The organism is Proteus penneri (assembly GCF_022369495.1).
GTDB lineage: Bacteria > Pseudomonadota > Gammaproteobacteria > Enterobacterales > Enterobacteriaceae > Proteus > Proteus penneri.
In genome coordinates, this window is record NZ_CP059690.1 from 2,324,838 (window position 1) to 2,349,509 (window position 24,672).

Here is a 24,672-nt window from a genome sequence, read left to right on the forward strand (position 1 = left end):
ATATTAACACTATGATTAATAGAGGTTATTTTTTAAATTCTATAAACAATCACGAAAAGTAATTATTTATAGCGATTACAAGCAAGAAAACCAGATAAAGAAATCATAATAAGTAAATCATGATTTTTATGATAAAAAACTAATTTATTGCAGTTCATTTACCTTTAGCCAACATAATAATTTGGGGTCGCTTTTATATAAGCAATAATAGCAAGACGAGAAAAAAATAATTCAATATCATAAAGATAGTTATTTATTTTTTTCTTACATTTTTCAAAATAAAATTAATTACTCATTAAATTTAAGCAGTACCACTTATAGATATGTCAAAATTTAATCTACTAACCTAGTAAAATTCGAAAAACAGTAAAAAGATGCTTAAGATTAATCTCAAATTTAATATTCTCTAAGCAATTCGACATTCTTAAATCCATAACTCATCCCCGCTTTAATTTAATAAAACGGGGATGAGTATAAACGTAGATAATTACCAATAAAGTGAGAGCAATTAACGAGTACGTCCTAAACTACCTCGACGACATAAATCACGACGAATACGTGTAATTCCTGCTTGTGGTTTTTGTTCTTCTTCAAGACTCGCAAGCACAAGTTCTAATACACGTTCAGCAATATCACGATGTCGCTGAGCAACAGATAAAACAGGACACTCAAGGAAATCCAATAACTCATGATCACCAAAAGTCGCAATAACCAATTGCGTTGGTAAACGACCACTACGTTGTAATGTCACATCCATAACCCCTTGTAATAAAGCAAAAGAGGTAGTGAATAGCGCATCAGGCATTGGATTGTTATTTAACCATTCAGAAAAAGCAGCCGCTGCAGCTTCTCGTTCATAACTATTTGCATATAGGTAGGTGACTTCTCTAGGATCATCTTTCCATACATTACGGAAACCTTGTTCACGTAAAAAACTCACAGAGAGTTCAGGAAGTGCGCCTAAATAGAGTACAGATTGCGAAGGAAATGCTTTTAATTCTGTTGCCAACATTTTGGCATCTTCTAAGTCATCGCCAACAACACTGATAAAATGTTCACTTTCTAATGCTCGGTCTAACGCAATAATTGGTAATGAACGATTTGCCCAGCGCTGATAGAAAGGATGCTCTGGTGGCAACGCAGTTGAAACAATAATGGCATCAACTTGACGTTGCAGTAAGTGCTCAACACAACGAATTTCGTTGTCTGGTTGGTCTTCTGAACAGGCAATCAATAATTGATAACCGCGTTGACGCGCTTGCCGTTCAAGGTAATTTGCAATCCTGGTATAACTGGTGTTTTCCAAATCAGGAATAACCAAACCGATAGAACGCGTACGACCAGCACGTAATCCCGCGGCAACAGCGTTCGGGTGGTAATTATGCTCTCTGACCACCGCCATCACTTTTTCGACAGTCTTGTCACTTACACGGTACTGTTTCGCTTTACCATTAATGACATAACTTGCTGTTGTTCGTGAAACACCAGCCAAGCGGGCGATTTCATCCAGTTTCACATTAGCCTCTTTTAATTATTAAATGTGTTATTTATTACATATTGCTATAAATTTCAGTCATCATGCTGATCTGAGTTTGCATTTTAACACAATTTACTGATAAAACCGTATGCGTCAACGTTTCCGTTTATGTCTTTTATCAATTATTTCAATCATCGTTATCTATCAATATGTAATTTTAAAAGAAAAAAGCACCAATCAGGTGCTTTCTCATCAATTAAAACTAATCTTGATACATTAATTCGATTTCGTTTCGATAGCGTTCAGAAATAATTTTACGGCGAAGTTTTAATGTTGGTGTTAATTCACCTGATTCCATTGAAAAACCTTCAGCAAGCAATGTAAAGCGCTTAACTTGATGAAAACTTGAAAAGTTTTTTTGCATTTCACGTAAACGTTCATCAAACAGCTCTTTAATTTTAGTATGACGTAATAATTCGATGCGATCATGGTACTTTAGATTTAATGCTCGGGCATGTTCTTCAAGAGCATCAAAACAAGGCACAATTAGTGCAGAAACAAATTTACGCGTATCAGCAATCACCGCAATATGCTCAATAAAGCGATCTTGCCCTAATGTTCCTTCGATCATTTGTGGCGCAATGTATTTACCATTTGACGTTTTCATTAAATCTTTTAAACGTTCCGTGATAAATAACATACCATCACTATCAAGTGCGCCTGCGTCTCCAGTGCGTAACCATCCATCTTCTGTAAAGGCAGCTGCAGTATCTTCCGGCTTATTAAAATATCCTTTCATGACAATGCTACCACGTACTTGAATTTCGTTTTCTGCACCAATTCGCACTTCAATGCCTGGCAATGGGGTACCAATAGAACCTAACTTATATTTATTCTCTTCCCAGCATGAAACTGTGGCACAAGTCTCTGTCATACCATAGCCATATTTAATATTAATACCGGTGGCCAAAAAAAAGCGGATAACAGCATCATCTAAACGAGCACCAGCTGCAGGTAAAAAGCGAACTCGCCCACCTAAGATTTGACGCAATGGATTTAACACTTTTTTATCTGCAAAGCGATAGCATAAGCGGGAAATAAAGCCCTGTTGGCGCTGATTCAGTTGTGCTTCACGCCTTTTTTCACCCTGCTTTATCGCCCATTTAAAGATAAGTTGACGAAATACTGAAGCTTGAGACACTTTATCTTGAATAGCGCTATACACTTTTTCATAAAAGCGAGGAACAGCACACATCACAGTAGGTTTAACCTCACTCATTGCTTCTCTAACAGCATGAGTGTCCGTTAAATAGACGTTAACCGCGCCTGTATGCATGACATAAAAGCTCCATGCGCGCTCAAAAACATGAGAAAGAGGTAAAAAACAGAGCGAAACATCTTTATCAGATAATGAGAGACGCTCATCATGTAGATAAAGCTGTGATGCTAGGCTTGTGTAGTCGAGCATCACACCTTTAGGTTCACCGGTGGTGCCTGATGTATAAATCAGAGTAAACAGATCATCTAAACTGCATTCATTAATACGTTGCTTTAACACGTCATCATGCTGAAAATGCGTCTGATTAATTAAATCTTCCAGATAGCACGAAGGTGTATTTGCGTTTAACACAACATCGGAGTTAAACACAATAACATGTTCAAGCTGAGGACATAACGCTAATAATTCAGAAGCAATATCATATTGCTTCTGGTCACCAACAAAAAGAATGCGAATATTCGCATCATTTAAAATGTAAGTGGCTTGTTCAACACTACTTGTTGCATAAAGAGGAACGGTTACTGCGCGTAGTTGCAAAGAAGCAATATCAGCTAAAGACCAATCAATGGTATTTTGAGAAAAGATCCCAATATTTTCTTGAACATCTACACCCATTTCTAACAATGCATTTGAGAGCGCGTGTGTTTTCTTTTCAACCAACGCCCATGACATTTCGATATTGCGCTTAGCATCCCACTGACGATAAGCAATTTTATTCCCGCTGTGTAAAAACTGTTTTTGCAATCGTCTAATTATATGATAATCATGAAGATTATTATTATTTATCATAATTTTCCTGCTATTTATGGAAAAGCGACCCTGTTCTGAAACCGAAATAGAAAAAATGTCTCTTTTAAAATTTCAGCTTACACTTGTTCGCTGACTCGAATAAAAGTCTAAGTGATCCGCCAAAATAAAGGAATTCAATTTTACATAAATTTGTAAAATTGTGAGTTATGAAAAGTTTTGTCAAAAAAGGCTATCCCATCATAGTGAGAAAATGAATTATTGTGTTCTTATTTTTTATGGAAAGCTAAAAAGAAAAACTGATAAATAACAATAGGTAATTATAATAACTTAATCAATGACAATATAAAGAGGGGGATATTATTGCAAAAAAACAAGCCTAATATAGTTATAATACGAATAAGAGTCATTATTACAAAGAAAGGGCAAAAATAGTGACAGCAATCCAATTGAGTTTACTTAACTGTATAAACGCCATTTTGGTCATCAGCCGAATAACTAATGCTATCTGCCACTATTTCTGCATAATTAGTAATAAATACTAATTATGAGCAAAAAACTCTAGTTTTGACAAACTTCGCTTAGTAAATTTTTCATCCATAAATGGCCTTTATCGCGCGCAGTTGACTCGTGCCAAATCAAATAACATGGACTTGCTATTTTTTCCCAAGGTAACGACACGGCTTTAATATCTAATTGTTCAGAATAATTCTCAACTAACCATCTTGGTGCAATAGCAACTAAATAAGTTCTAGATACAATATTTAATACACTATTTAAATCTGTTCCTTGATAAGTGATTAAATCTTCCAATTGAGTATCTTTATAATAAGGCGCACTAAATGAACCAATATCATCTAAAGAAACAATCGAATGTTGCTCATTTAATAACATTTCTTTGGTCACACTCTCTTTAATACGAGGATGTTTATTAGAAACGACCAAAACAACTTCGTCATTAAATAGTGGTTGTGAATGAAACTCCGCCTTTTCAAATTCCTTATAGCTAATAAAGAATTCAATCTCTTGATATTTTAATTGATGTTCTATATTACTATTTAAATAAGACTTAATATTAACGTTAATATTAGGCGTTTCATTTTTAATTTGTTCAACTATTTTTGGTGCTAGTTTTATATCGAGAGGACTACAAATAGATAAATTAAATATACGTTCACTTTGTTCTGGTTCAAATCCTGCGCCAGGAAGTTCGTTATGAACCAATTGTAAAGCTTGTCTGACTGGACCAAAAAGTTGTTTAGCTCTTAATGTAGGTTGAATTCCTCGTCCATAGCGAACAAATAATTCATCATTAAACATAACCTTAAGGCGAGATACAGCATTACTTACTGCGGGTTGTGACATGCCCAGTACTTGTGCAGCACGGGTAACATTTTGCATTTGCATAACAGCATCAAATACCGTTAATAAATTAAGATCAACATTACGTAAATGCATATCTGTTGATTCTCTACTGGTAACTGTTGCTGATGTGTAATCCGTCATTTCTTACTCCACTATGTTATCATAATAGACAAACAAATATTATTAACCAAGAAATTGTTAATAATAGATAGGCTTTAACTATTACTTAAACTATTTATTAAAATTTATTATTCATCATCCATGCATACAACTAAACACATAAATTTCATATCAATAAAAAAATACATTTCATATAAAAATAAAATTGATATTGAAATTACATGTCTAGAAAATGATTATATCAATATATATTACAACCTGTTTTACTTTCTGCCTTGCAAATAATAAAACAAAGTATGATAAAAATCATAATAAAATAGTGCACCTTCATTCCTAAAATAGATATCCGATATCTATTTTTTATCATAATACAATGATTTTTATTCTTACATTCAAAACGTTGCTCACATTTATCAATCATCCCTTCCCTAACACCCTCTTTTTTATCAATCAACCAGCTGATTAAAAAAAAAGCAAACAATCGTTTAATTTTCCATTTCACTCTTTTTTAAACAATGTACGGAACATTAACCCAATCAATGAATTGCTGATAGTCATAATCATTAGTAAAAATTTAGATATTAGTCAGAATCACTTTGAAAAATTTATAAATAATACTGCTAAATGATTTTAAAAATTTCAACGCTTGACATCTTTATTGGTATTATGTATCAATAAATACAGATTATTGAGAACCTATCTAAGGATGTTTCATGTTGAACGCAATTTTACTATCAAGCCTACTACTACTCGCAACTTTTATGCGCGGTCGGCTTATGGGTAAAAAGTGAAACACACCTGCCCTTAGAGAGAAAACCCGCGCTAATCGCGGGTTTTTTTATACCTGGGAGAGCGCAAACAGCAAATAAAAAGAGAAAGGAACAGATTATGAGCAATGACGTGATTATTTTTGATACCACATTAAGAGATGGCGAACAAGCATTGCAGGCGAGCTTAAGCGTAAAAGAGAAGTTACAAATTGCTTACGCCTTAGAACGCTTAGGTGTGGATATCATTGAAGCGGGCTTTCCTGTTTCTTCTCCAGGTGATTTTGAATCCGTACAAACTATTGCGCGCGAAATCAAAAACAGTCGCATTTGTGCATTAGCACGCTGCGTTGATAACGATATTGATGTTGCAGCAGAATCCTTAAAAGTCGCAGAAGCTTTTCGTATCCACGTATTCTTGGCAACCTCGGCATTGCATGCTGAACATAAATTGAAGAAATCGTTCGAAGATATTATTGAAATGGGCGTGAATGCAATAAAACGAGCTCGTCGCTATACCGATGATGTGGAATTTTCTTGCGAAGATGCGGGTCGTACTCATATCGATAATTTATGTCGAATTGTTGAAAGCGCAATTAATGCTGGCGCAACCACCATTAATATTCCAGATACCGTAGGCTATACAACGCCTTATCAGTTTGGAGGCATTATCACCAATTTATTTGAACGTGTTCCCAATATTGATAAAGCCATTATTTCTGTTCACTGTCATGACGATTTGGGCATGGCTGTTGCTAATTCGATTACTGCGGTACAAGCAGGTGCAAGACAAGTAGAAGGGACGATTAATGGCTTAGGCGAACGTGCAGGTAACTGCGCATTAGAAGAAGTCATTATGGCGATAAAAGTCCGTGAGCAAATGATGAATGTTCAGACACGGATTAATCACAAAGAAATTTATCGTACCAGTCAATTAGTCAGCCAATTATGTAATACGCCAATTCATGCTAATAAATCTGTTGTTGGCTCCAATGCATTCGCGCATTCATCAGGTATTCACCAAGATGGTGTTTTGAAGAACCGTGAAACTTACGAAATCATGACTCCGGAATCTATCGGATTAAAAGAAGTGCAATTGAATTTAACTTCTCGCTCAGGTCGTGCCGCAGTTAAACATCGCATGGAAGAGATGGGTTATCGCGAAACAGATTATAACTTGGATACTTTATATTCTGCCTTCTTACGTTTGGCAGATAAAAAAGGCCAGGTCTTTGATTACGATTTGGAAGCTTTAGCATTTATGGGACAACAACAGCAAGAACCTGATGAGTTTGTAATGAATTATTTTAATACTCAATCTGGTTCATCAACCGTTGCTACCGCGAGTGTCAGTATTACTCATGGTAATAAAGAAATTACTGAAGCGGCAACGGGTAATGGCCCTGTCGATGCGGTTTATCAAGCCATCTCTCGTGCAACAGGTTATCCATTGAAATTAGTCACTTATCAATTAACAGCTAAAGGCGAAGGCAGAGACGCTTTAGGGCAAGTTGATATCGTCGTTGAATATCAAGGACGTAAATTTCATGGAATGGGTTTAGAAACGGACATCGTTGGTTCATCCGCAAATGCCATGATCCACGTTATTAATAGCATTTGGCGCTCAGAGCAAGTCGAAATAGAAAAACGCAAACAACATACAACACAAGAAGCGGTTTAATTATGTCAAAAAATTATCATATTGCAGTATTACCCGGAGATGGTATTGGCCCTGAAGTCATGACTCAAGCACAAAAAGTGATGAAAGCTGTTAGCGAGCGTTTCTCACTCAATATCACAACAAAAGAATACGATATTGGTGGCATTGCCATTGATAATCATGGCACACCGTTGCCCGCAGATACCTTAGTCGGTTGTGAACAAGCTGATGCGATTTTATTTGGTTCCGTCGGCGGCCCTAAATGGGAACATTTACCTGCAAATGAACAGCCAGAACGAGGTGCGTTATTACCTTTACGTAAACATTTTAAATTGTTCTGCAATTTACGCCCTGCTCGATTATATGAAGGTTTAGAAGCTTACTGCCCATTACGTGCTGACATTGCACAGCGTGGTTTTGATATTTTATGTGTACGTGAATTAACGGGCGGTATCTATTTTGGTCAACCTAAAGGCCGTGAAGGTGAAGGCGCTCAAGAGCGTGCTTTTGATACTGAAATTTATCATCGTTATGAAATTGAACGTATCGCACGCTTTGCGTTTGAATCAGCGCGTAAACGTCGCCATAAAGTAACTTCAATTGATAAAGCGAACGTATTACAAAGTTCTATTTTATGGCGTGAAGTTGTAACAGGGATCGCAAAAGAATACCCAGATGTTGAAATTCAACATATGTATATTGATAACGCAACAATGCAGTTAATTAAAGATCCTTCTCAGTTTGATGTGTTGCTGTGCTCCAATATTTTTGGCGATATTTTATCTGATGAATGCGCAATGATCACTGGCTCTATGGGAATGTTGCCATCTGCTAGTGTTAACGAAGAACGCTTTGGTTTATATGAACCCGCTGGTGGTTCAGCACCAGATATTGCAGGTAAAAATATCGCAAACCCTATTGCACAAATTTTGTCTGCTGCACTGTTATTACGTTATAGCTTTAATGAAGATAATGCAGCTCAAGCCATTGAAGATGCTATCACACAAGTATTAGCAAAAGGCTATCGCACCGCAGATTTAGCGGGTGATGGTAACGCAATCACAACTGCCGAAATGGGTGATCGTATCGCTCAGTATATTCGTGAAGGGGCATAACATGGGTAAAACATTATATCAAAAAATTTATGATGCACATGTTGTCAGGGAAGTGAGTGATGAAACACCCATTTTGTATATCGATCGACATTTAGTGCATGAAGTGACATCACCTCAAGCTTTTGATGGATTAAGAACAAAAGGTCGTCCTGTTCGTCAACCGAATAAAACCTTTGCAACAATGGATCACAACGTATCAACACAGACTAAAGATATTAATGCTTGTGGTGATATGGCGAGAATTCAAATGCAAGAGCTGATGAAAAACTGCCAAGAATTTGGCGTTACGCTGTATGACTTAAACCATCCATATCAAGGGATTGTTCACGTAATGGGACCAGAACAAGGCTTAACCTTGCCCGGAATGACGATTGTTTGTGGTGATTCACATACAGCAACTCATGGCGCTTTTGGTTCATTAGCTTTTGGGATTGGTACTTCTGAAGTTGAACATGTTTTAGCAACTCAGACGTTAAAACAATCACGCGCTAAAACATTAAAAATTGAAGTTCAAGGCAAGACTGCCATTGGGATCACCGCAAAAGATATCGTATTAGCCATTATCGGCAAATTAGGTAGTGCTGGTGGTACGGGCTATATCGTTGAATTTGCAGGTGAAGCTATTGAAGCCTTAAGCATGGAAGGTCGAATGACTTTATGCAATATGGCAATTGAAATGGGAGCTAAAGCAGGCTTAGTAGCGCCAGATGACACTACTTTTAACTACTTAAAAGGACGTCAATTTTCCCCTAAAGGCCAATCATGGGATGAGGCTATCGCTTATTGGAGAACCTTAAAGTCTGATGATGATGCAACTTTCGATGCCACAGTCACGATAAATGCGGCCGACATTGCGCCGCAAGTTACATGGGGCACCAACCCTGGGCAAGTTATTGCTATTGATCAAATAGTCCCGTTATTAAATAGCTTTAATGATCCCGTTGAACGCGCTTCTGCTGAAAAAGCTTTGGCTTATATGGGATTAAGTGAAGGCGTTAACTTAACAGACGTCGCTATTGATAAAGTCTTTATTGGCTCTTGTACCAACTCACGTATTGAAGATTTACGAGCCGCCGCTGAAATTGCCAAAGGTCATAAAGTTGCGTCTCATGTTCAAGCCATTGTCGTTCCGGGATCAGGCCCCGTTAAAGCCCAAGCAGAAGCTGAAGGCTTAGATAAAATCTTTATTGAAGCAGGTTTTGAATGGCGCTTACCGGGTTGCTCGATGTGTTTAGCCATGAATAACGACCGATTAAATCCAGGCGAACGATGTGCATCCACCAGCAACCGTAATTTTGAAGGCCGCCAAGGTCGTGGAGGTCGAACACACTTAGTCAGTCCTGCAATGGCAGCCGCCGCGGCGATTAATGGTCATTTTGCAGATGTTCGTACATTTGCAGTGGCATCCTAAGGAGAACATGATGAATAAATTTACTCAACACACGGGTATTGCGGTTCCTTTAGATGCAGCCAATGTGGATACCGACGCCATTATTCCTAAGCAATTCTTGCAGAAAGTAACACGTACAGGATTTGGTAAGCATCTGTTTCATGATTGGCGTTTTTTGGATGATGAAGGCACTCAGCCTAACCCTGCGTTTATTTTAAATCAGCCAATTTACCAAGGTGCTTCAATTTTATTAGCACGAGAAAACTTTGGTTGTGGATCATCTCGTGAACACGCACCTTGGGCATTAACAGATTATGGTTTTCACGCCGTTATCGCGCCCAGTTTTGCTGATATTTTTTACGGTAATTCATTTAACAATCAATTATTACCAATCAAATTAAGTGATGATGAAGTCTCACAATTATTTGATTGGGTAAAAGAACATGCTGGTACACCAATTACCGTAGATTTAGTGGCACAAGAGGTCAGAGCGGGTAAATTACATTTCTCTTTTGAAATCGACTCATTTCGTCGCCACTGCATGATTGAAGGATTAGACAGCATTGGATTAACGCTGCAACACCAAGATGACATTAGCGCTTATGAGGCAAAACAACCGGTCTTTATGCGCTAATAAAGATAATTTCTTACCGTCTTCTACTTTCTGTGATGTTTACTTTGTTATTCTTGCCGTAAATTCATTTACGGCTTTTTTTATCCCAACAAAACTATTCCTATAAATCACCAATAAAAAAGCCAGTGACTAATCATCACCGGCCGGTAATCACCGAATGCTCAAATGGGGGAGTCTGTTAGTATTCCTAATTTGTGATAACTAACATGAGAGCTAACTTTAAACGTAGAGATTATCGGTCTAATATAAGGAAATTAAAATTGATCACTTTATCAAGGGATTTCCTCTTTTATGACTTCACCCCGCTTAGAATTACAATTTATTCGCTTATGGCAAGCCTTTCAGGGAAAAACAACCGAAACAACGTTACAAGAATTAGCACAAACCCTGCATTGCACACGGCGTCATGTCCGCTCCTTATTAAATAAGATGCAAGAAATAGGTTGGATAAATTGGCAAGCAGAAGTCGGTCGAGGTAAAAAATCCACGCTTACTTTTCATTCTAATGCATTTGAAATCCAACAAAATCGCGCAGAGAAACTAATAGAAGAGAATGATATTGAAAAGCTTGTCGCACTAATGGGTGATAAAGATTCTGTACGCCAAATGGTGCTCTCTCAAATTGAAAAAAGTTTTCATCCTGGTCAACAATTGCTACGCATTATTTACTATCGCCCCTTTAAAAATTTATTACCTGGAACACCGTTAAGACGCTCTGAATTACATTTAATGAGTCAGATATTCAACTCATTAGTACACCTAAAAGAGGAAAATGGGGAAATCGAAGCCGAATTAGCTCATCATTGGCAAATGATCACAGAGCAACATTGGCGATTTTATTTACGTCCTTCTATCTATTTTCATCATGGTCGTGAGCTTACTCTTGAAGATATCAGCACTTCATTAATGAGAATGAAGCATTGCAATCCTCTTTATGCACATATAGAACAAATTTCTTCACCTCAACCATATGTGCTCGATATTTTCTTAAGCGAGGCTGATAAACAATTTGCAACGTTATTAGGTAGTCCACAAGCTGTTATTTTGCCACAAGAATGGGCCTCACTCCCTTCTTTTGCACAACGCCCTATTGGAACTGGCGCTTATCAAGTTATCGCTAATGATAAACATAAGTTACAAATCAAAGCCTTTAATCGCTACTTTGGCTTACGAGCATTATTAGATGAAATTGATATTTGGGTAGTTCCTGAACTGAATAAAAAGATGGTTTGTTCAACTATTCATTTAACAGATGATGATACCAACAAAGATTCACTAGAAAGCCGTAAAGAAGAAGGATGTTATTTCCTACTCTATGACAGTCGCTCAAAGCAGTGCCAGCAGTCTGAAATAAGGGAATGGTTAAGCAGTGTATTAACCCCTGTTAATATGCTGGCGCATTGTGATCCTTTCTATCAACGCCATTGGTCTCCTGCTTATGGATTATTACTTCATTGGCATCACAGTAAATTAATACGCCACCACCCTAAACCAACTTCATTAACAAAACTAACCGTTACTCTTTATAAAGAGCATCATGAATACAGCACTATTGCAGATTTAATAGAAAGTATTTTATCTCAATATGATATTGAACTAACCATCCAAGTACTTGATTATGAACAATGGTATTACGGTGAAGCTAATAGTGATGTTTGGTTAGCGACAGTGAATTTTTATAAGCCTTTAGAGTTCTCAATTTTTGCTACACTTTATGAATTACCACTCTTTCACCAGTGTTTAGGAGCATCATTTTCACAAGAGCTCACATTATGGCACCAAAAATCTTTGCCACTTGAAGAGTGGTGCCGCAAACTAACACAAGATATTTGGCTTTATCCTCTATTTCACCATTTACTAGAGCTACAAGGGCAGAGAACCATACGTGGTGTTAAAATGAATACTTTTGGTTGGTTTGATTTTAAATCAGCATGGTTTACACCTGATATCGATACTCCTAGGATAAAATAGGTTATCGCCTCTTTTCAGTATTAAGAGTAGCCATAGTTTGCGTTAATTCACAGAAACCTTGAAAGTTATAAACACCTATATAAACCCGTAGGGGATTTATTCACTTTTTCTGTGGATATCCATGTGAAAAAGAGAGAGATAATCAGGGTATAGTTTTTATATTGTTAGAAAGGCTGTTGATATAAATTTTAAAATATCACTTATAATTCAAATTAATAGCAACATTATAATACCTATTTCAGCGATTGAATAAAACAATTAAAGCCCCCCCTCGCTTAAATAGTACAAAAAACAACCACAGAGCATTTTATCCACAGGTTATGCCGATTAGTTAGACAAAACAGAGTAATTTTGGTAAATATCTGCAAAAGTCAAGGCTGTAAATCAGAACAGTGATCTCACTTTCTGTGAGTTATCCCATAAAGCTGTGGATAACCTAGTGTAAAAGCCTGTTTATGATTTCAGGATAACCGTGCACAACTTGGAATTATAAATATCAATTGGCGAATTAACTCAAAAAAATGATGATATATCATGCTATTATGATTTAAATAAAATAAAGCTAAATACATTATCAACGACCTGTTTTTTCTGTCTATTATTTATACAAGAAGATAATAACTATGTTTACACCACCAGTCGCCCCCGAAAATGAGCAAGTTCTATTCGAGCGAGCAAAAGCGCTTGCGGGTTATACTTTTGGTGAACTAGCCGCTTTTGCACAACTTCCAATCCCAATTGATCTTAAAAGAGATAAAGGCTGGGTTGGTATGTTGTTGGAATATTATTTAGGTGCAAGTGCCGGTAGCAAACCTGAGCAAGACTTCAGTGAATTGGGTATTGAGCTCAAAACAATTCCAATTGATAAATTAGGTATGCCTTTAGAAACTACGTTTGTCTGTGTCGCAGCATTAACCGGAAACTGTGGTATTACATGGGAAAATAGCCATGTAAAACGTAAACTCTCAAAAGTGTTATGGGTGCCTGTTGAAGGAGAAAGGGAAATACCATTAGCGCAACGCCGTGTCGCCTCTCCGTTACTTTGGAGCCCTAGCCGTACAGAAGAAGAACTATTACGTCATGATTGGGAAGAACTAATGGATATGATTGTGTTAGGAAAAGTAGAAAGTATTACTGCCCGCCACGGACAAGTGTTACAAATTCGCCCCAAAGCCGCAAATAGCAAAGCATTAACAGAGGCTATTGGTGAACATGGACAACGTATTATGACATTACCCAGAGGCTTTTATTTAAAAAAGAATTTTACTGCACCACTGCTTGCTCGTTATTTCCAGCTTTAACATTATCTTATATATTTGTTATCTGTAAAACAGCTCCAAATCCAAATTGGAGCTGTTTTTTAAGTTATGTAGTCTTAATGATTAAAAAATCACAATTGTTTTTTCACTACTGCCAAAGGTGACCATGTCGATAACGAAATCGCTTCATGATTATTCACAGTAGTAAGTTGTTGCTGATTGAATATTGCCATCTCTTGGATAATATTAGCCACCCCTTGTAATGAAAGCTCTGAGGATGTTTTAGTAATCGAAATAACAGATTTTTGTTCTTGTTCATTAACCTCATTTTCCGCCATTTCTACAATTAACGTAAATTGCTTATCTTGAGTTTGATATTGTGTATTATTTCCAACTTGAGACGAAATCAAAGTTTCATTTTCCGCTAATCCTGTTACTAAAATATGGCTGTTTTTTCCTCCATCATAAATCGTCACACAACTTTGGCGCTTTTGTACTACATATACATTGTTACCTTCACCGCCACTCAGATAATCATGACCAAATTGAGAAATTAACAGATCGTTACCTTCACCGCCAATCAAGCGATCATTACCTTCTCCTGCAATTAAAATATGATGCCCTGTATTGACAAGAATATTGTCATCCCCTTTCCCACCATCAATCACTGAGCTCACATTATTATTATTAGCAATAATGTCATCGCCATCATTCAATTCAATAATAGGCAATAAATCAATAAGTTCTTTGGGCTTATCTGCAAGTGCTTCTGACAATAGTGTTGAATAAGACGAATTAACCACATAGGTAGATAATGCTTCTTTATTTAAAATAAGTGATTCAGGGATCACCAACAAATCATCACCTTGACTTATATTTAAATTCAAATTAACCATAGGCATAAGTAAGTTTGAATGACTATCTTGAGTAGGTAATGTAAAAACAACATTATCTTTATCTATTAATCGAATAGTCACGTTTATATCGACAATTTTATTTAATAATTCTGGATCAAAAGATAGCGTTAAATAATCATTTGGAAGGTAACGATGAGATAAAAGGCCATCTTTAAATGTTAAGTCAAAACCACTTATATCTGTTAAAAAGAAATAGTTCACATCATCATTAGTTAATTTATCTATATGATCAGAAAGTGAGATATTCACCCTTTCATTCTTATTTTTTATTAAAAATGTTTTTATTTGATAACTATCATTTCCCTGGCTTAATTTAATGTATGAATTAGCCTCAATACCAAAATAACTATTGTTTTGGTTATTCCCTTGAATACCAAATCGTAAATTTGTTCCAGATGATAAACCACTGTATTTTAATTCTGGTAATAATTTTATACTTCTACTTTGATCTTTAAAAACAGTAATAAATAAATTACTATCCTCATTAATATAAAAATCTTTAATAGCTAGATTTGATTCATTATATTTTTCTAAATAACTAAATTTGTATAATACTTTATCTTTAGTGTTTTCATCCAAAGTGAGTGCAAAACCATCTTGAGTGATTAATGTATAATGATGTAAGGGCGTATTATTTACAGAATCATTATAAACATTTTTTAATGTTACAGAATGATAAATATGTTTTCCTTCTTGGTTTTCATTATCAATTTTAAAATCAAAAATAATATCCTTTTTATTACGTTTTATTGAAATAATTTCATCAAAATAATAGTTAAATCTTACAACACTAGATTCGAATTTATTATTCTCATTAATAATAGTTTCAAATAATTTATTATAATTTTGTTCTAAATAAGATCGTAAAATAATATAACTATCATTACCTTCACCACCTTCAGCATAACCTTCATTTAATACCAATGTATCATTTCCGCCTTTACCATATAAATGATCAACACCACCAGCACCATTTAAATAGTTAGCTTCTTCATTCCCTAAAATATAATCATCCCCAATTTCACTGCCAATAACATTTTCAATACTGTCTAAATAAGCAATGACTTTTTGATCTTGTAACTCAATATTTGGCATGGTATCAACAAGTTTTTTAGAATAAAGATTCCCTTTATTTTGATAAAGATAAAGCTTTGAATGAAAGTTTTGGCTATTCGTTTTATCTTCTGAATCTTTAAATTTAACGTAATTATGTTGTAAATTGACTTTATAACCTGTGTATTTACCCGTGCTTTTTATCAGGCAAAGTGTGTCATTTCCTTCTCTACCATAAAAGCGGCTCGCATAATGAGGTGACTCTGATGTAAATACATTAAATACATCATCTTTTGAACCGCCACTTAATCGCTTAGTACCATTATAAATATCAAATGTATTTTGAGTTATTGAAGGTGCTGAAATAATATCATTACCATTATGTGTATTAAAATAAAGCACTGAATTTTCATGCCAACCTGAAGTATAATATTTTTCAATATCATTGACTTTTATTAATCCATTCTCTAATTTACTTTCTCCTAATTTATCAATTACATAATTTTTAGTTGTTTTACTATTCTTAAAAAAATCCTCATCCACCATCTCACCAAAAATAACATTTTCATCCTCAGAAGCAACTTTTATTGTATACCTGTTTAACTCATTAGCATAAAAATCAACATCAAAAATAAGTTTTTCATCTGTGGCAATCGCTTCTTTAGGTAAATAATATTTATATTCTGTTTTTTTCGCATATAGGTGAGAATTAAGCGATGCAATTTCTTCAGCTTCTTGTTGGCTCATATTTTTAGCCATATGCTGTATAATAAAATCGCTTGACGGCATTAACATAGAATCAACTGTTTCTCCTATTAATATAGGAATAACTCTATAATAATAATATTCTTGATAAATCTGTTTTTCATTTGTATAAAAATAGAAACTATTTGAATTTTGTTTATTTATCTCTTCAAAATAAGTTAGTGCCTTTTTATCAATCATCTCTTCAAGTTGATTTTTAGTGTCTAAATATATTATCTTATTCTTCTTATCTGGCTTAATATCCCCCATAAGAAAAGCATAAAAACCATTATCTAATTCCTCCATAGGTGTAAAACTGACTTGCTTTTTTGCTTCTTCAATTAATCTTACAGCATTATAAATTGAAGTTGCCAATGCAATCAAAGTACCCGCGACAATACCAATAGGTCCTGCAATAGTTGAGCCAGCAAGCATAGCAATAGAAATTCCTACAGTAACAAGCCCTGAGACAACAGCTAATGAACCATTAACGATATAATCAATTTTCTTTTTTTCATCAGTTTCGCCAGAAATACGGCTGAAATTATCATAAGCATTATAAATATCAAATCCAACAGAAAGAATATTAAGCGCAATCCCCACTCGAGTGCTTATCTTACTTATATATTCCAAAGGATTGTTTCGATATCGCAATAATCCTTTTGCTATTACAATTTCAATTATTTCAGAAGCTCCATTAAATGCCATTTCAGACCACATTAATGACAAGTTAGTGATTATTTCTTTTCGTTGTTGCAACGATATATTGGGATTATTGAGTTGTTCTGCCAAAGAAAAAGTATTATTAACAGATTGCCATATAGAATACCCAATATGGGTATAACCTACCTTACTCAATATTTTCATATGTCTAGGTATTTTTAATGAAGGTTTTCTGACGCTATCCCAATAATATTTATTAAATGGCGTTTTTTTTAATTCTAGAATTTTAACCAATCGCTCATAGCTTGCAAGATAATCAATACGTTCAGCATTCATTGAAATTAATTTTTTTATATTTTTCTCTTTATTTTTTAATAACTTTTTAATAATAAGAATAGCTTTTTTATCATCATCTGTTCCAGAAGCACTAAAAAAATAATCATTTATCTTATCTGCATCGAATGTAAGATTAGAATAATCATGTTTTTTTTCAAAAACATCAATATCCTCTATTTTTTTGTTATTAATTCTCACACCTAAACTGATAAGTAATCTTTTTTCCACTTCGATGCCATAGATCTTTATTTTATTCACTATAATTTTATTGTTATTAAGCCCTAAACTTAATTCAAATAAATTATCATTTAATTTTTTCTCATGTGATACTTTCTTAATTAGTTCTCGCAACTCTTTTATTTCAACCGATGATGAAATTTTTTTATCGTTATTTAATGTGATTAAATAATCAATATCATTAATAGCAACATTATACTCATTTTTATTTAAGGCTATTTTCAGCAGATCAATTGTCAATTTATTTTTATCAAATTCATTAAAATAATGAGAAAGTAAATTGGTTGATGCATCATTTAAATGACGAACCGATTCCGGAACATCATGAATACAATTTATTAATGTTTTAACTCTATCTATATTATTAGTTACAGTATCGTTTAAATAGTTAACATTATAATTATTTATCCACTCATCTAAGGTTATCTTTTTATTCACATACTGATTAAACGATTTACTTATTAATGGATCATTAATAGCAATATATAACTTATTAGATAATAAGGTGCTATTCTCACTAGAGAAAACCTTTGAAATTTCTTTAAAATATTTATGTGTTGCATATTCAACTGAAATTTTTCCTTCGATAATTTTATCTATTATATTTTTAATAGTTACCGATTTTAGTGATTCACCACGACAAGATTCAAAAATATTATTCAATTTGGAAACATTTAGATTTCTTTCAATTTTTTCGCTAAATGTCGTTCTATGTTTGTCAATACCAATGCCTTTTAATTCCCCGTCATATAAATCAAACACGGGCTCTTGATAATGTATTTCATTAGCAATTTCTAATACAACGTAATTTTTATTATTGATAATTTTATTTTTTATCACACGAAAGTGTGTTCCCGGAACAATAATTGCTCTTTCTGAAGAACCTGAGTTAAGACTTGTTAATGGTTTCGCATTATGTTTTCCAATAATAGAAATATACACATTATCAGAGGATATTTTTTTTACTTTTTCAATATTACTAAAACCATAAAAAACACCATCAAAAGCGAGCAATTTTCCTTTTTTATAATTATTTTTTAAAACATTACTGTTTTCAACACTAAATGATTTGTATATTGGTGTATTAATATTAGGATATTTGGATAACAAAGAAAAAAAACTAATTAATTTTTTTTCATTCGTTTTATTCAGAAAAATCCCATCTTTATTAATCAATGACTTAAGCAATTTATAACCCGTTCTTTTAAACCACTGTATATCTCTTTTTTTAGAATAAAATTCTCTTTGTACTTTTCTAGGTAGAAGATGATTTACATTATTCATCTTATTAGAAAGATCATTTTTACGATTATATTCCGATGATAATAAATTTATTTCATTATTATCAAATTCTATTTCTGGTAAAAGTGAATTATTTTCAACATAAGAACCTTCATTAAACTTATTAAGTGAAGATTCATATTCTAACGTATATTTATCTTTTTTATCTATACTAAATTTTCGTCCTATTTCTTTTTTTGTATCAACAAATGTGGTAGAAAGCTTTCGTTTTTTTGTAAAATAATTATTACTCCCATCGTTCCATTTTTCATTTATAGGAGCAATATAACCTAGATCAATCATAAATTGCTGAAACTTTGAAAATTCATCTGGTGATTTTAATACAACGGTGCCATTATTATTAATATAAAACAAATCATCTAATGTTTGATTTTTGGAATTAAGTGGTTTATCCAACAGTGATTTAGGAACAAAAAAAGTAGCAGGAAAATTGTCATGAATTACCGCAAAGGGGTTAGCATCATCGGCACCATGATGAACTATTTCCATCCCTGTTGATCTTCCCAATGCTGTATTTAATTCATCTTTTAGTTCTTTTATTTGCTGACTGATAAATCCTAATTGATGCCCTTCATTTTTTTCGTATAATAATTTATCGTTATACAGTATTTTTTGCTTATCAGTTATCTCAGCATAATTCACACTTTGTTTCCATTCCTCCCAAGATACAGGCTTGTTAACTCGTGTGTTTGTTCCTAAATGACTATAAGGATAAATCACCGTAAATAAATCATAGTCTGCAATCATTGGTTTATTTGATATAGGATCAGACATCACCAATACAGGCTCTGTTCCACTGTGATTATAGTATTGAACTAAATAATACTGTTTATTTTCTATTATTTTTGGTTCTAAAAAAAACTCATGCGTTTTATTATTGTGTATAACTTCAAATTTTATAGGTGAATTTTTATCATAAAGATAATCGATCACTTTATTCTCTACCAATTCGTTTACTCTTTCGGCTGAAATATAAAGCTTACTCACAGATGCAGCCCCAGAATTTATTGCTTCTTCTACTGCTTTATTGTATTTCAATAGATTTTTTTGTGCCGATGCTTTAGCCAATGATTGATCGACCGGAATAAAGCCAGCCATAGGCCCCCAATCAGAACTTTTCGCCTTAATAGCTAAGTTCTTACTACTATATTCTCCCGATGAAATTAATGAAGTTGAATTAACATCTATAGGTCTTACGCCAATAATAATCCCTTTTTCTTCTGCTATCTGAGAAAATATTTTTTGATCTTTAATTGGCATACCTATCTTTATTTTATTTATCTCATTTTTCTTATTGTTATAACCTAATGATTTTAGTGTTTTCTGTTGTTCTATTTTATTTAATTCTGAAAAACTATTATATTCCTCCCTATTAGTGAAACTAAATTTTTTTACTTTTTTATTTTTATTTAATAATTCTTTGTAGATAATATTATTATTATAATCCTCATTAGGATTTTCATAAGAGAAATAAATAGTTGTATTTATTTCTAAATCTGATGGAAAAATAAATTCATTTTTTGGAAGATAACTACTTAATATAACACCTTTTATTTCATTATTTTTAGCAATATTATTTTTGGATAATAAAAGTGCATTTTCCCTTTGATCGTTATTTCCATGAATAAAAATATTTTGAGGTAATTGCCCCCTATGCTGTAACCAAAGATGTTCTAATAAATCAAAACCTGCATTTTTATTTTTTGATACATCAACAATAAATAAATCATATCCAGCTGCATGATATTCATCTACATATCTAATATAGTTCTTTTCTATTTCATCCGTTTCACTCAGAAGAATAATGATATTTTCATTTCCGTTAATACTCTTTTTTTTATTATATAATGAATAATATGCATTTATTTTATCATTATTTACTTTTTTTAAGGCATCTCCCTCTATATTTATAAGTGTAAAGCTATATGATTCATCATGACTTATTAATGATTTATTTTTTTCCATTTTATATTTTCCATTTAAATAATTTATTTATCTGAAAAATAATTACATTATTATACTAATGTAAATATAAAAAATAACACACATTAAAGTAAGATTTATAATTATAATAACGCGAATTAACATAATGATTTTATTAAAAAAGTAGCTTCATATTATGAAGCTACTTTTCTTTAGTTGAATCTAATTTATTTTTTAATATTAGTGATATAACGTTCTTGAATAAAAGTGTTTTCGTACCTAACTAATTTATTAGCATCAAACAACGTTATTTTTTAGCCGCCTGCAAATAGAGCATATCAAGTGCAATAGTCGCTCCTGCAAGTGCGGTTATATCTGATTGATCGTAAGCTGGAGAAACTTCAACTAAATCCATACCAACAATATTCAACGGTTGTAATGCACGTAAGATCTTCAGGGCTTTATCGGTTGTTAAACCGCCAACAACCGGTGTTCCTGTTCCTGGAGCAAACGCCGGATCAAGACAATCAATATCAAAAGTCAGGTAAACAGGTAAATCGCCAACAATACCTTTGATTTGATCAACAAGATCGGTTACACCACGATCGTTAACTTGTGCTGCATCCAATACAGTGAAACCATTGTCACTGTCATGATCAGTACGAATACCAATTTGTACTGAGTGGTTAGGATCGATTAATCCTTCATTTGGTGCATGGAAGAACATTGTACCGTGGTCAAATTTACTGCCATTACCATAAGTATCGGTATGCGCATCAAAATGAACTAATGCCATTTTGCCAAAGTGTTTTGCATGGGCACGTAATAAAGGTAATGTGACAAAATGGTCACCACCAAACGTTAAACATTTTTTACCTGCGGCTAATAACTTCTCTGTATGAGCTTGTAATTTATCGCTCATATCTTGTGCATCACCGAAGTTAAAAACTAAGTCACCGCAATCGACAACATTTAAACGTTCACGCATATCGAAATCCCACGGCCAGCGGTTACCTTCCCACGCTAAATTGGTTGAGATTTGACGAATCGCGCCTGGTCCATGACGAGTTCCTGCTCGACCCGATGTTGCCATATCAAAAGGCACACCCGTAATAACCCAATCTGCATCACTGCTGTAAGGCTGAAAATTCAGTGGAAAACGTAAAAAACCAAATGCATTAGAGATCAATGAATTATCAGTCTCATTACCTAACGTACTATTTTTCATGCTATTACCTCTGTTACTTATTTAAAATAAGCAACATACAATCAATATGATAGATAAAGAGTGATGTTTAAACACATCACTCTTGCATTGGAAAGTGAAGAATTACTCTTCTTCTTCCAGATACGTATAACCGTATAAACCACTTTCAAATTCAGTCAGGAATTGCTCTTGTAATGCTTCATCTAACTGTGCATTTTTTACTTGAGTGCGGAAACGTTCTAGTAGCACGGCAGGATTTAACTTAACGTATTGAAGCATATCAGCAACCGTGTCACCCTCTTCACTGAGTTGATAAGTCAGATTTCCTTTTTCATCAAGATAAACGTCTACAGCTGCAGTATCACCAAATAAGTTGTGCATATTACCTAAAATTTCTTGATAAGCACCCACCATAAAGAAGCCAATCATCGGTGGATATTCAGGATCATAAGCTGGCATTGGCATAGTTGTTTCAACACCATCACCATCAACATAGTGATCAATAATACCATCAGAGTCACAGGTGATATCCAACAATACTGCACGACGATCTAATGGTTTATCTAAACCTTCTATTGGTAAAACAGGGAAAAGCTGATCTATTCCCCATGCATCAGGTAAAGATTGGAACAGTGAGAAGTTAACATAGAACTTATCTGACATACGTTCTTGTAACTCATCAATAATAGGACGATGAGCTCGATTACTGGGATCGAGATCGTATTGAATACGACGACAAATATTCAAATACAGCTCTTCTGCCCAAGCACGCTCTGTCAGGCTTAACATGCCATGAACATATTGAGTATGCACATCATGAAGATCTAATTGGCTATCATGTAGCCATTCACGTAGTGAACGACTATGTCCTTTAGTTTGCATCTCTTCCCATGTTTCCCAAAGGCTTGCAATAGGTCTTGCAGCATCTTCCTCTGGTGGTGTAATAGCTGTAAATTCATTACGCTCAACACCAATCACATTAGAAATCAGTACAGTATGGTGTGCTGTTAATGCGCGTCCTGATTCCGTAATTACCGTTGGATGAGGTAAATCATTTTCATCACAAGCGTCACCAATCGCCCAAATAACATTATTCGCATATTCATTAAGACCATAGTTAACCGAGCAATCAGATTGTGAGCGTGTCCCTTCATAGTCCACACCTAAACCACCACCCACATCGAAATACTGAATATTTACACCCAATTTATGCAGTTCAACATAAAAACGGGCTGATTCACGCACACCGGTTGCAATATCACGAATATTTGCCATCTGTGATCCCAGATGGAAATGTAATAACTGTAAGCTATCTATGCGACCAGCTTGGCGTAACATATCAATTAATTGCAGAACTTGTGTCGCAGCTAAACCAAATTTTGATTTTTCACCACCACTTGCCTGCCATTTACCTGAACCTTGAGAGGCGAGACGAGCACGAACACCTAAACGAGGAATAACTTCTAAACGCTCAGCTTCTTCTAATACCATTTTTATCTCAGACATTTTCTCAATCACTAAGAAAACTTTATGTCCAAGTTTTTCACCGGTAAGCGCTAAACGAATATATTCACGGTCTTTATAACCATTACAGACAATCACCGAACTTGTCATATTGGCATGCGCAAGCACAGCCATCAGTTCTGCTTTAGAACCTGCTTCTAAGCCTAAAGGTTCACCTGCATTGATCAATGATTCAATAACACGGCGTTGTTGATTAACTTTAATTGGATAAACCAAAAAGTAATCACCTTTATAACCATAAGCTTCACGCGCACGATGAAACGCCGCATTAATAGAACGCAAGCGATGTTGTAAAATCTGAGGAAAACAAAAAAGCGCAGGAAGGCGCAAATGTGAATACTCTTCTTGCACTTGCTTAACTAATTCAGTTAAGTCCAACGTTGCCTCTGGCACATCAGGATTAGGGCAAACACTAATATTTCCCCGATTATTCGCTAAATAGTACCCACCACCCCAATATGTGATGTTATAGGTGTGCTGCATCTTGCGAGCGATGTTATCATTCATGACATTCTCCTTAGGGAGTATGAGTTTATACCTTGCCTGTCACTATAGTAGTCAATTATCTGACAAAAATCTGAAACGACTGATAAATAACAGTTGGAAGTAATGACTCACTATATGTTTTTATATAATTATCCAGCTATACACCGGACATAATAGTAGAAAGTTCTTGAGTTAACCCATAATGAATTAACACAATTACCTATTGGCAAGTAACAGACAACTTCGCTCCAAAGAGAAAGAGCTCAAAGAGGAGATTACTCTAGATATACTACGTGTATAGTATTGGCGAGTACTGTTTTGGTTTTTGAAAAGATTAACCTGTAGACAATGGATCATTACCCATTCACTCCACACATGACTTAAACCTATAAGCCATTTCCCTAACAGAGAAACAAGATCAGAAATCCTGCGGTTTACACTGTGTTCAGATTTCACAGTAACCGCGAGGTTATACCTTTAGTTAATTAAAAATGCA

Annotated in this window: 12 protein-coding genes; 6 read left to right on the forward strand and 6 right to left on the reverse strand. The window is 34.3% G+C overall.

What is annotated here, in order from left to right; translation table 11 throughout:
• Positions 1 to 508 precede the first annotated feature (508 nt).
• The 3 genes from cra to leuO all read right to left on the reverse strand — a co-directional run bounded on the left by cra (position 509) and on the right by leuO (position 5,009).
• Positions 509 to 1,516, reverse strand: a complete 1,008-nt coding sequence (cra, locus tag H1225_RS10595) for a catabolite repressor/activator (protein WP_072063387.1) — start codon at positions 1,514 to 1,516, stop codon at positions 509 to 511.
• Positions 1,517 to 1,739: 223 nt separating this feature from the next.
• Positions 1,740 to 3,545, reverse strand: coding sequence for an AMP-dependent synthetase/ligase (locus tag H1225_RS10600; RefSeq protein ID WP_006533766.1), 1,806 nt, complete (start codon positions 3,543 to 3,545; stop codon positions 1,740 to 1,742).
• 519 nt (positions 3,546 to 4,064) lie between these two features.
• Positions 4,065 to 5,009 (reverse strand): transcriptional regulator LeuO, encoded by a 945-nt coding sequence (gene leuO / locus H1225_RS10605; RefSeq protein WP_072063389.1) that lies wholly within the window; start codon positions 5,007 to 5,009, stop codon positions 4,065 to 4,067.
• Positions 5,010 to 5,876: 867 nt separating this feature from the next.
• Here leuO and leuA point away from each other — a divergent pair.
• The 6 genes from leuA (at position 5,877) to mutH (ending at position 13,826) form a co-directional block, all read left to right on the forward strand.
• Entirely contained in the window at positions 5,877 to 7,436 is a 1,560-nt protein-coding gene (gene leuA, locus H1225_RS10610; RefSeq protein WP_006533771.1) for a 2-isopropylmalate synthase, read from the forward strand.
• A 2-nt stretch (positions 7,437 to 7,438) separates the two neighbouring features.
• Positions 7,439 to 8,530 carry a 3-isopropylmalate dehydrogenase gene (gene leuB / locus H1225_RS10615; RefSeq protein ID WP_006533772.1) on the forward strand — a complete coding sequence of 364 codons (1,092 nt, stop codon included), beginning with the start codon at positions 7,439 to 7,441 and terminating at the stop codon, positions 8,528 to 8,530.
• A gap of 1 nt (position 8,531) precedes the next feature.
• The gene (leuC, locus tag H1225_RS10620) at positions 8,532 to 9,941 is read left to right on the forward strand and encodes a 3-isopropylmalate dehydratase large subunit (protein WP_161724762.1); all 1,410 of its coding nucleotides are present in this window, start codon (positions 8,532 to 8,534) and stop codon (positions 9,939 to 9,941) included.
• 7 nt (positions 9,942 to 9,948) lie between these two features.
• Entirely contained in the window at positions 9,949 to 10,554 is a 606-nt protein-coding gene (gene leuD / locus H1225_RS10625) for a 3-isopropylmalate dehydratase small subunit (RefSeq protein ID WP_109399756.1), read from the forward strand.
• A gap of 291 nt (positions 10,555 to 10,845) precedes the next feature.
• Positions 10,846 to 12,525: an HTH-type transcriptional regulator SgrR gene (gene sgrR / locus H1225_RS10630; protein ID WP_161724759.1), complete on the forward strand. Its 1,680-nt coding sequence runs from the start codon at positions 10,846 to 10,848 to the stop codon at positions 12,523 to 12,525.
• Positions 12,526 to 13,148: 623 nt separating this feature from the next.
• A complete protein-coding gene (gene mutH / locus H1225_RS10635; protein ID WP_006533777.1) occupies positions 13,149 to 13,826 on the forward strand; it encodes a DNA mismatch repair endonuclease MutH in 678 nt (225 codons plus the stop codon).
• Between the two features lie 89 nt (positions 13,827 to 13,915).
• Here the strand turns inward: mutH and H1225_RS10640 are convergent, their stop codons facing one another.
• The 3 genes from H1225_RS10640 to speA all read right to left on the reverse strand — a co-directional run bounded on the left by H1225_RS10640 (position 13,916) and on the right by speA (position 24,197).
• A complete protein-coding gene (locus H1225_RS10640; protein ID WP_239739111.1) occupies positions 13,916 to 21,001 on the reverse strand; it encodes an anthrax toxin-like adenylyl cyclase domain-containing protein in 7,086 nt (2,361 codons plus the stop codon).
• A gap of 265 nt (positions 21,002 to 21,266) precedes the next feature.
• Positions 21,267 to 22,187, reverse strand: a complete 921-nt coding sequence (speB, locus tag H1225_RS10645; RefSeq protein WP_006533786.1) for an agmatinase — start codon at positions 22,185 to 22,187, stop codon at positions 21,267 to 21,269.
• Positions 22,188 to 22,289: 102 nt separating this feature from the next.
• Entirely contained in the window at positions 22,290 to 24,197 is a 1,908-nt protein-coding gene (gene speA / locus H1225_RS10650) for a biosynthetic arginine decarboxylase (RefSeq protein ID WP_109399752.1), read from the reverse strand.
• Positions 24,198 to 24,672 lie beyond the last annotated feature (475 nt).

Excerpts from the sequence above, each read along its gene's own strand:
- leuA (WP_006533771.1), top strand. The coding sequence starts at position 5,877 with ATGAGCAATGACGTGATTATTTTTGATACCACATTAAGAGATGGCGAA.
- leuO (WP_072063389.1), bottom strand. The coding sequence starts at position 5,009 with ATGACGGATTACACATCAGCAACAGTTACCAGTAGAGAATCAACAGAT.
- H1225_RS10640 (WP_239739111.1), bottom strand. The coding sequence starts at position 21,001 with ATGGAAAAAAATAAATCATTAATAAGTCATGATGAATCATATAGCTTT.
- speA (WP_109399752.1), bottom strand. The coding sequence starts at position 24,197 with ATGAATGATAACATCGCTCGCAAGATGCAGCACACCTATAACATCACA.
- leuC (WP_161724762.1), top strand. The coding sequence starts at position 8,532 with ATGGGTAAAACATTATATCAAAAAATTTATGATGCACATGTTGTCAGG.
- leuD (WP_109399756.1), top strand. The coding sequence starts at position 9,949 with ATGATGAATAAATTTACTCAACACACGGGTATTGCGGTTCCTTTAGAT.
- speB (WP_006533786.1), bottom strand. The coding sequence starts at position 22,187 with ATGAAAAATAGTACGTTAGGTAATGAGACTGATAATTCATTGATCTCT.
- mutH (WP_006533777.1), top strand. The coding sequence starts at position 13,149 with ATGTTTACACCACCAGTCGCCCCCGAAAATGAGCAAGTTCTATTCGAG.
- H1225_RS10600 (WP_006533766.1), bottom strand. The coding sequence starts at position 3,545 with ATGATAAATAATAATAATCTTCATGATTATCATATAATTAGACGATTG.
- sgrR (WP_161724759.1), top strand. The coding sequence starts at position 10,846 with ATGACTTCACCCCGCTTAGAATTACAATTTATTCGCTTATGGCAAGCC.
- leuB (WP_006533772.1), top strand. The coding sequence starts at position 7,439 with ATGTCAAAAAATTATCATATTGCAGTATTACCCGGAGATGGTATTGGC.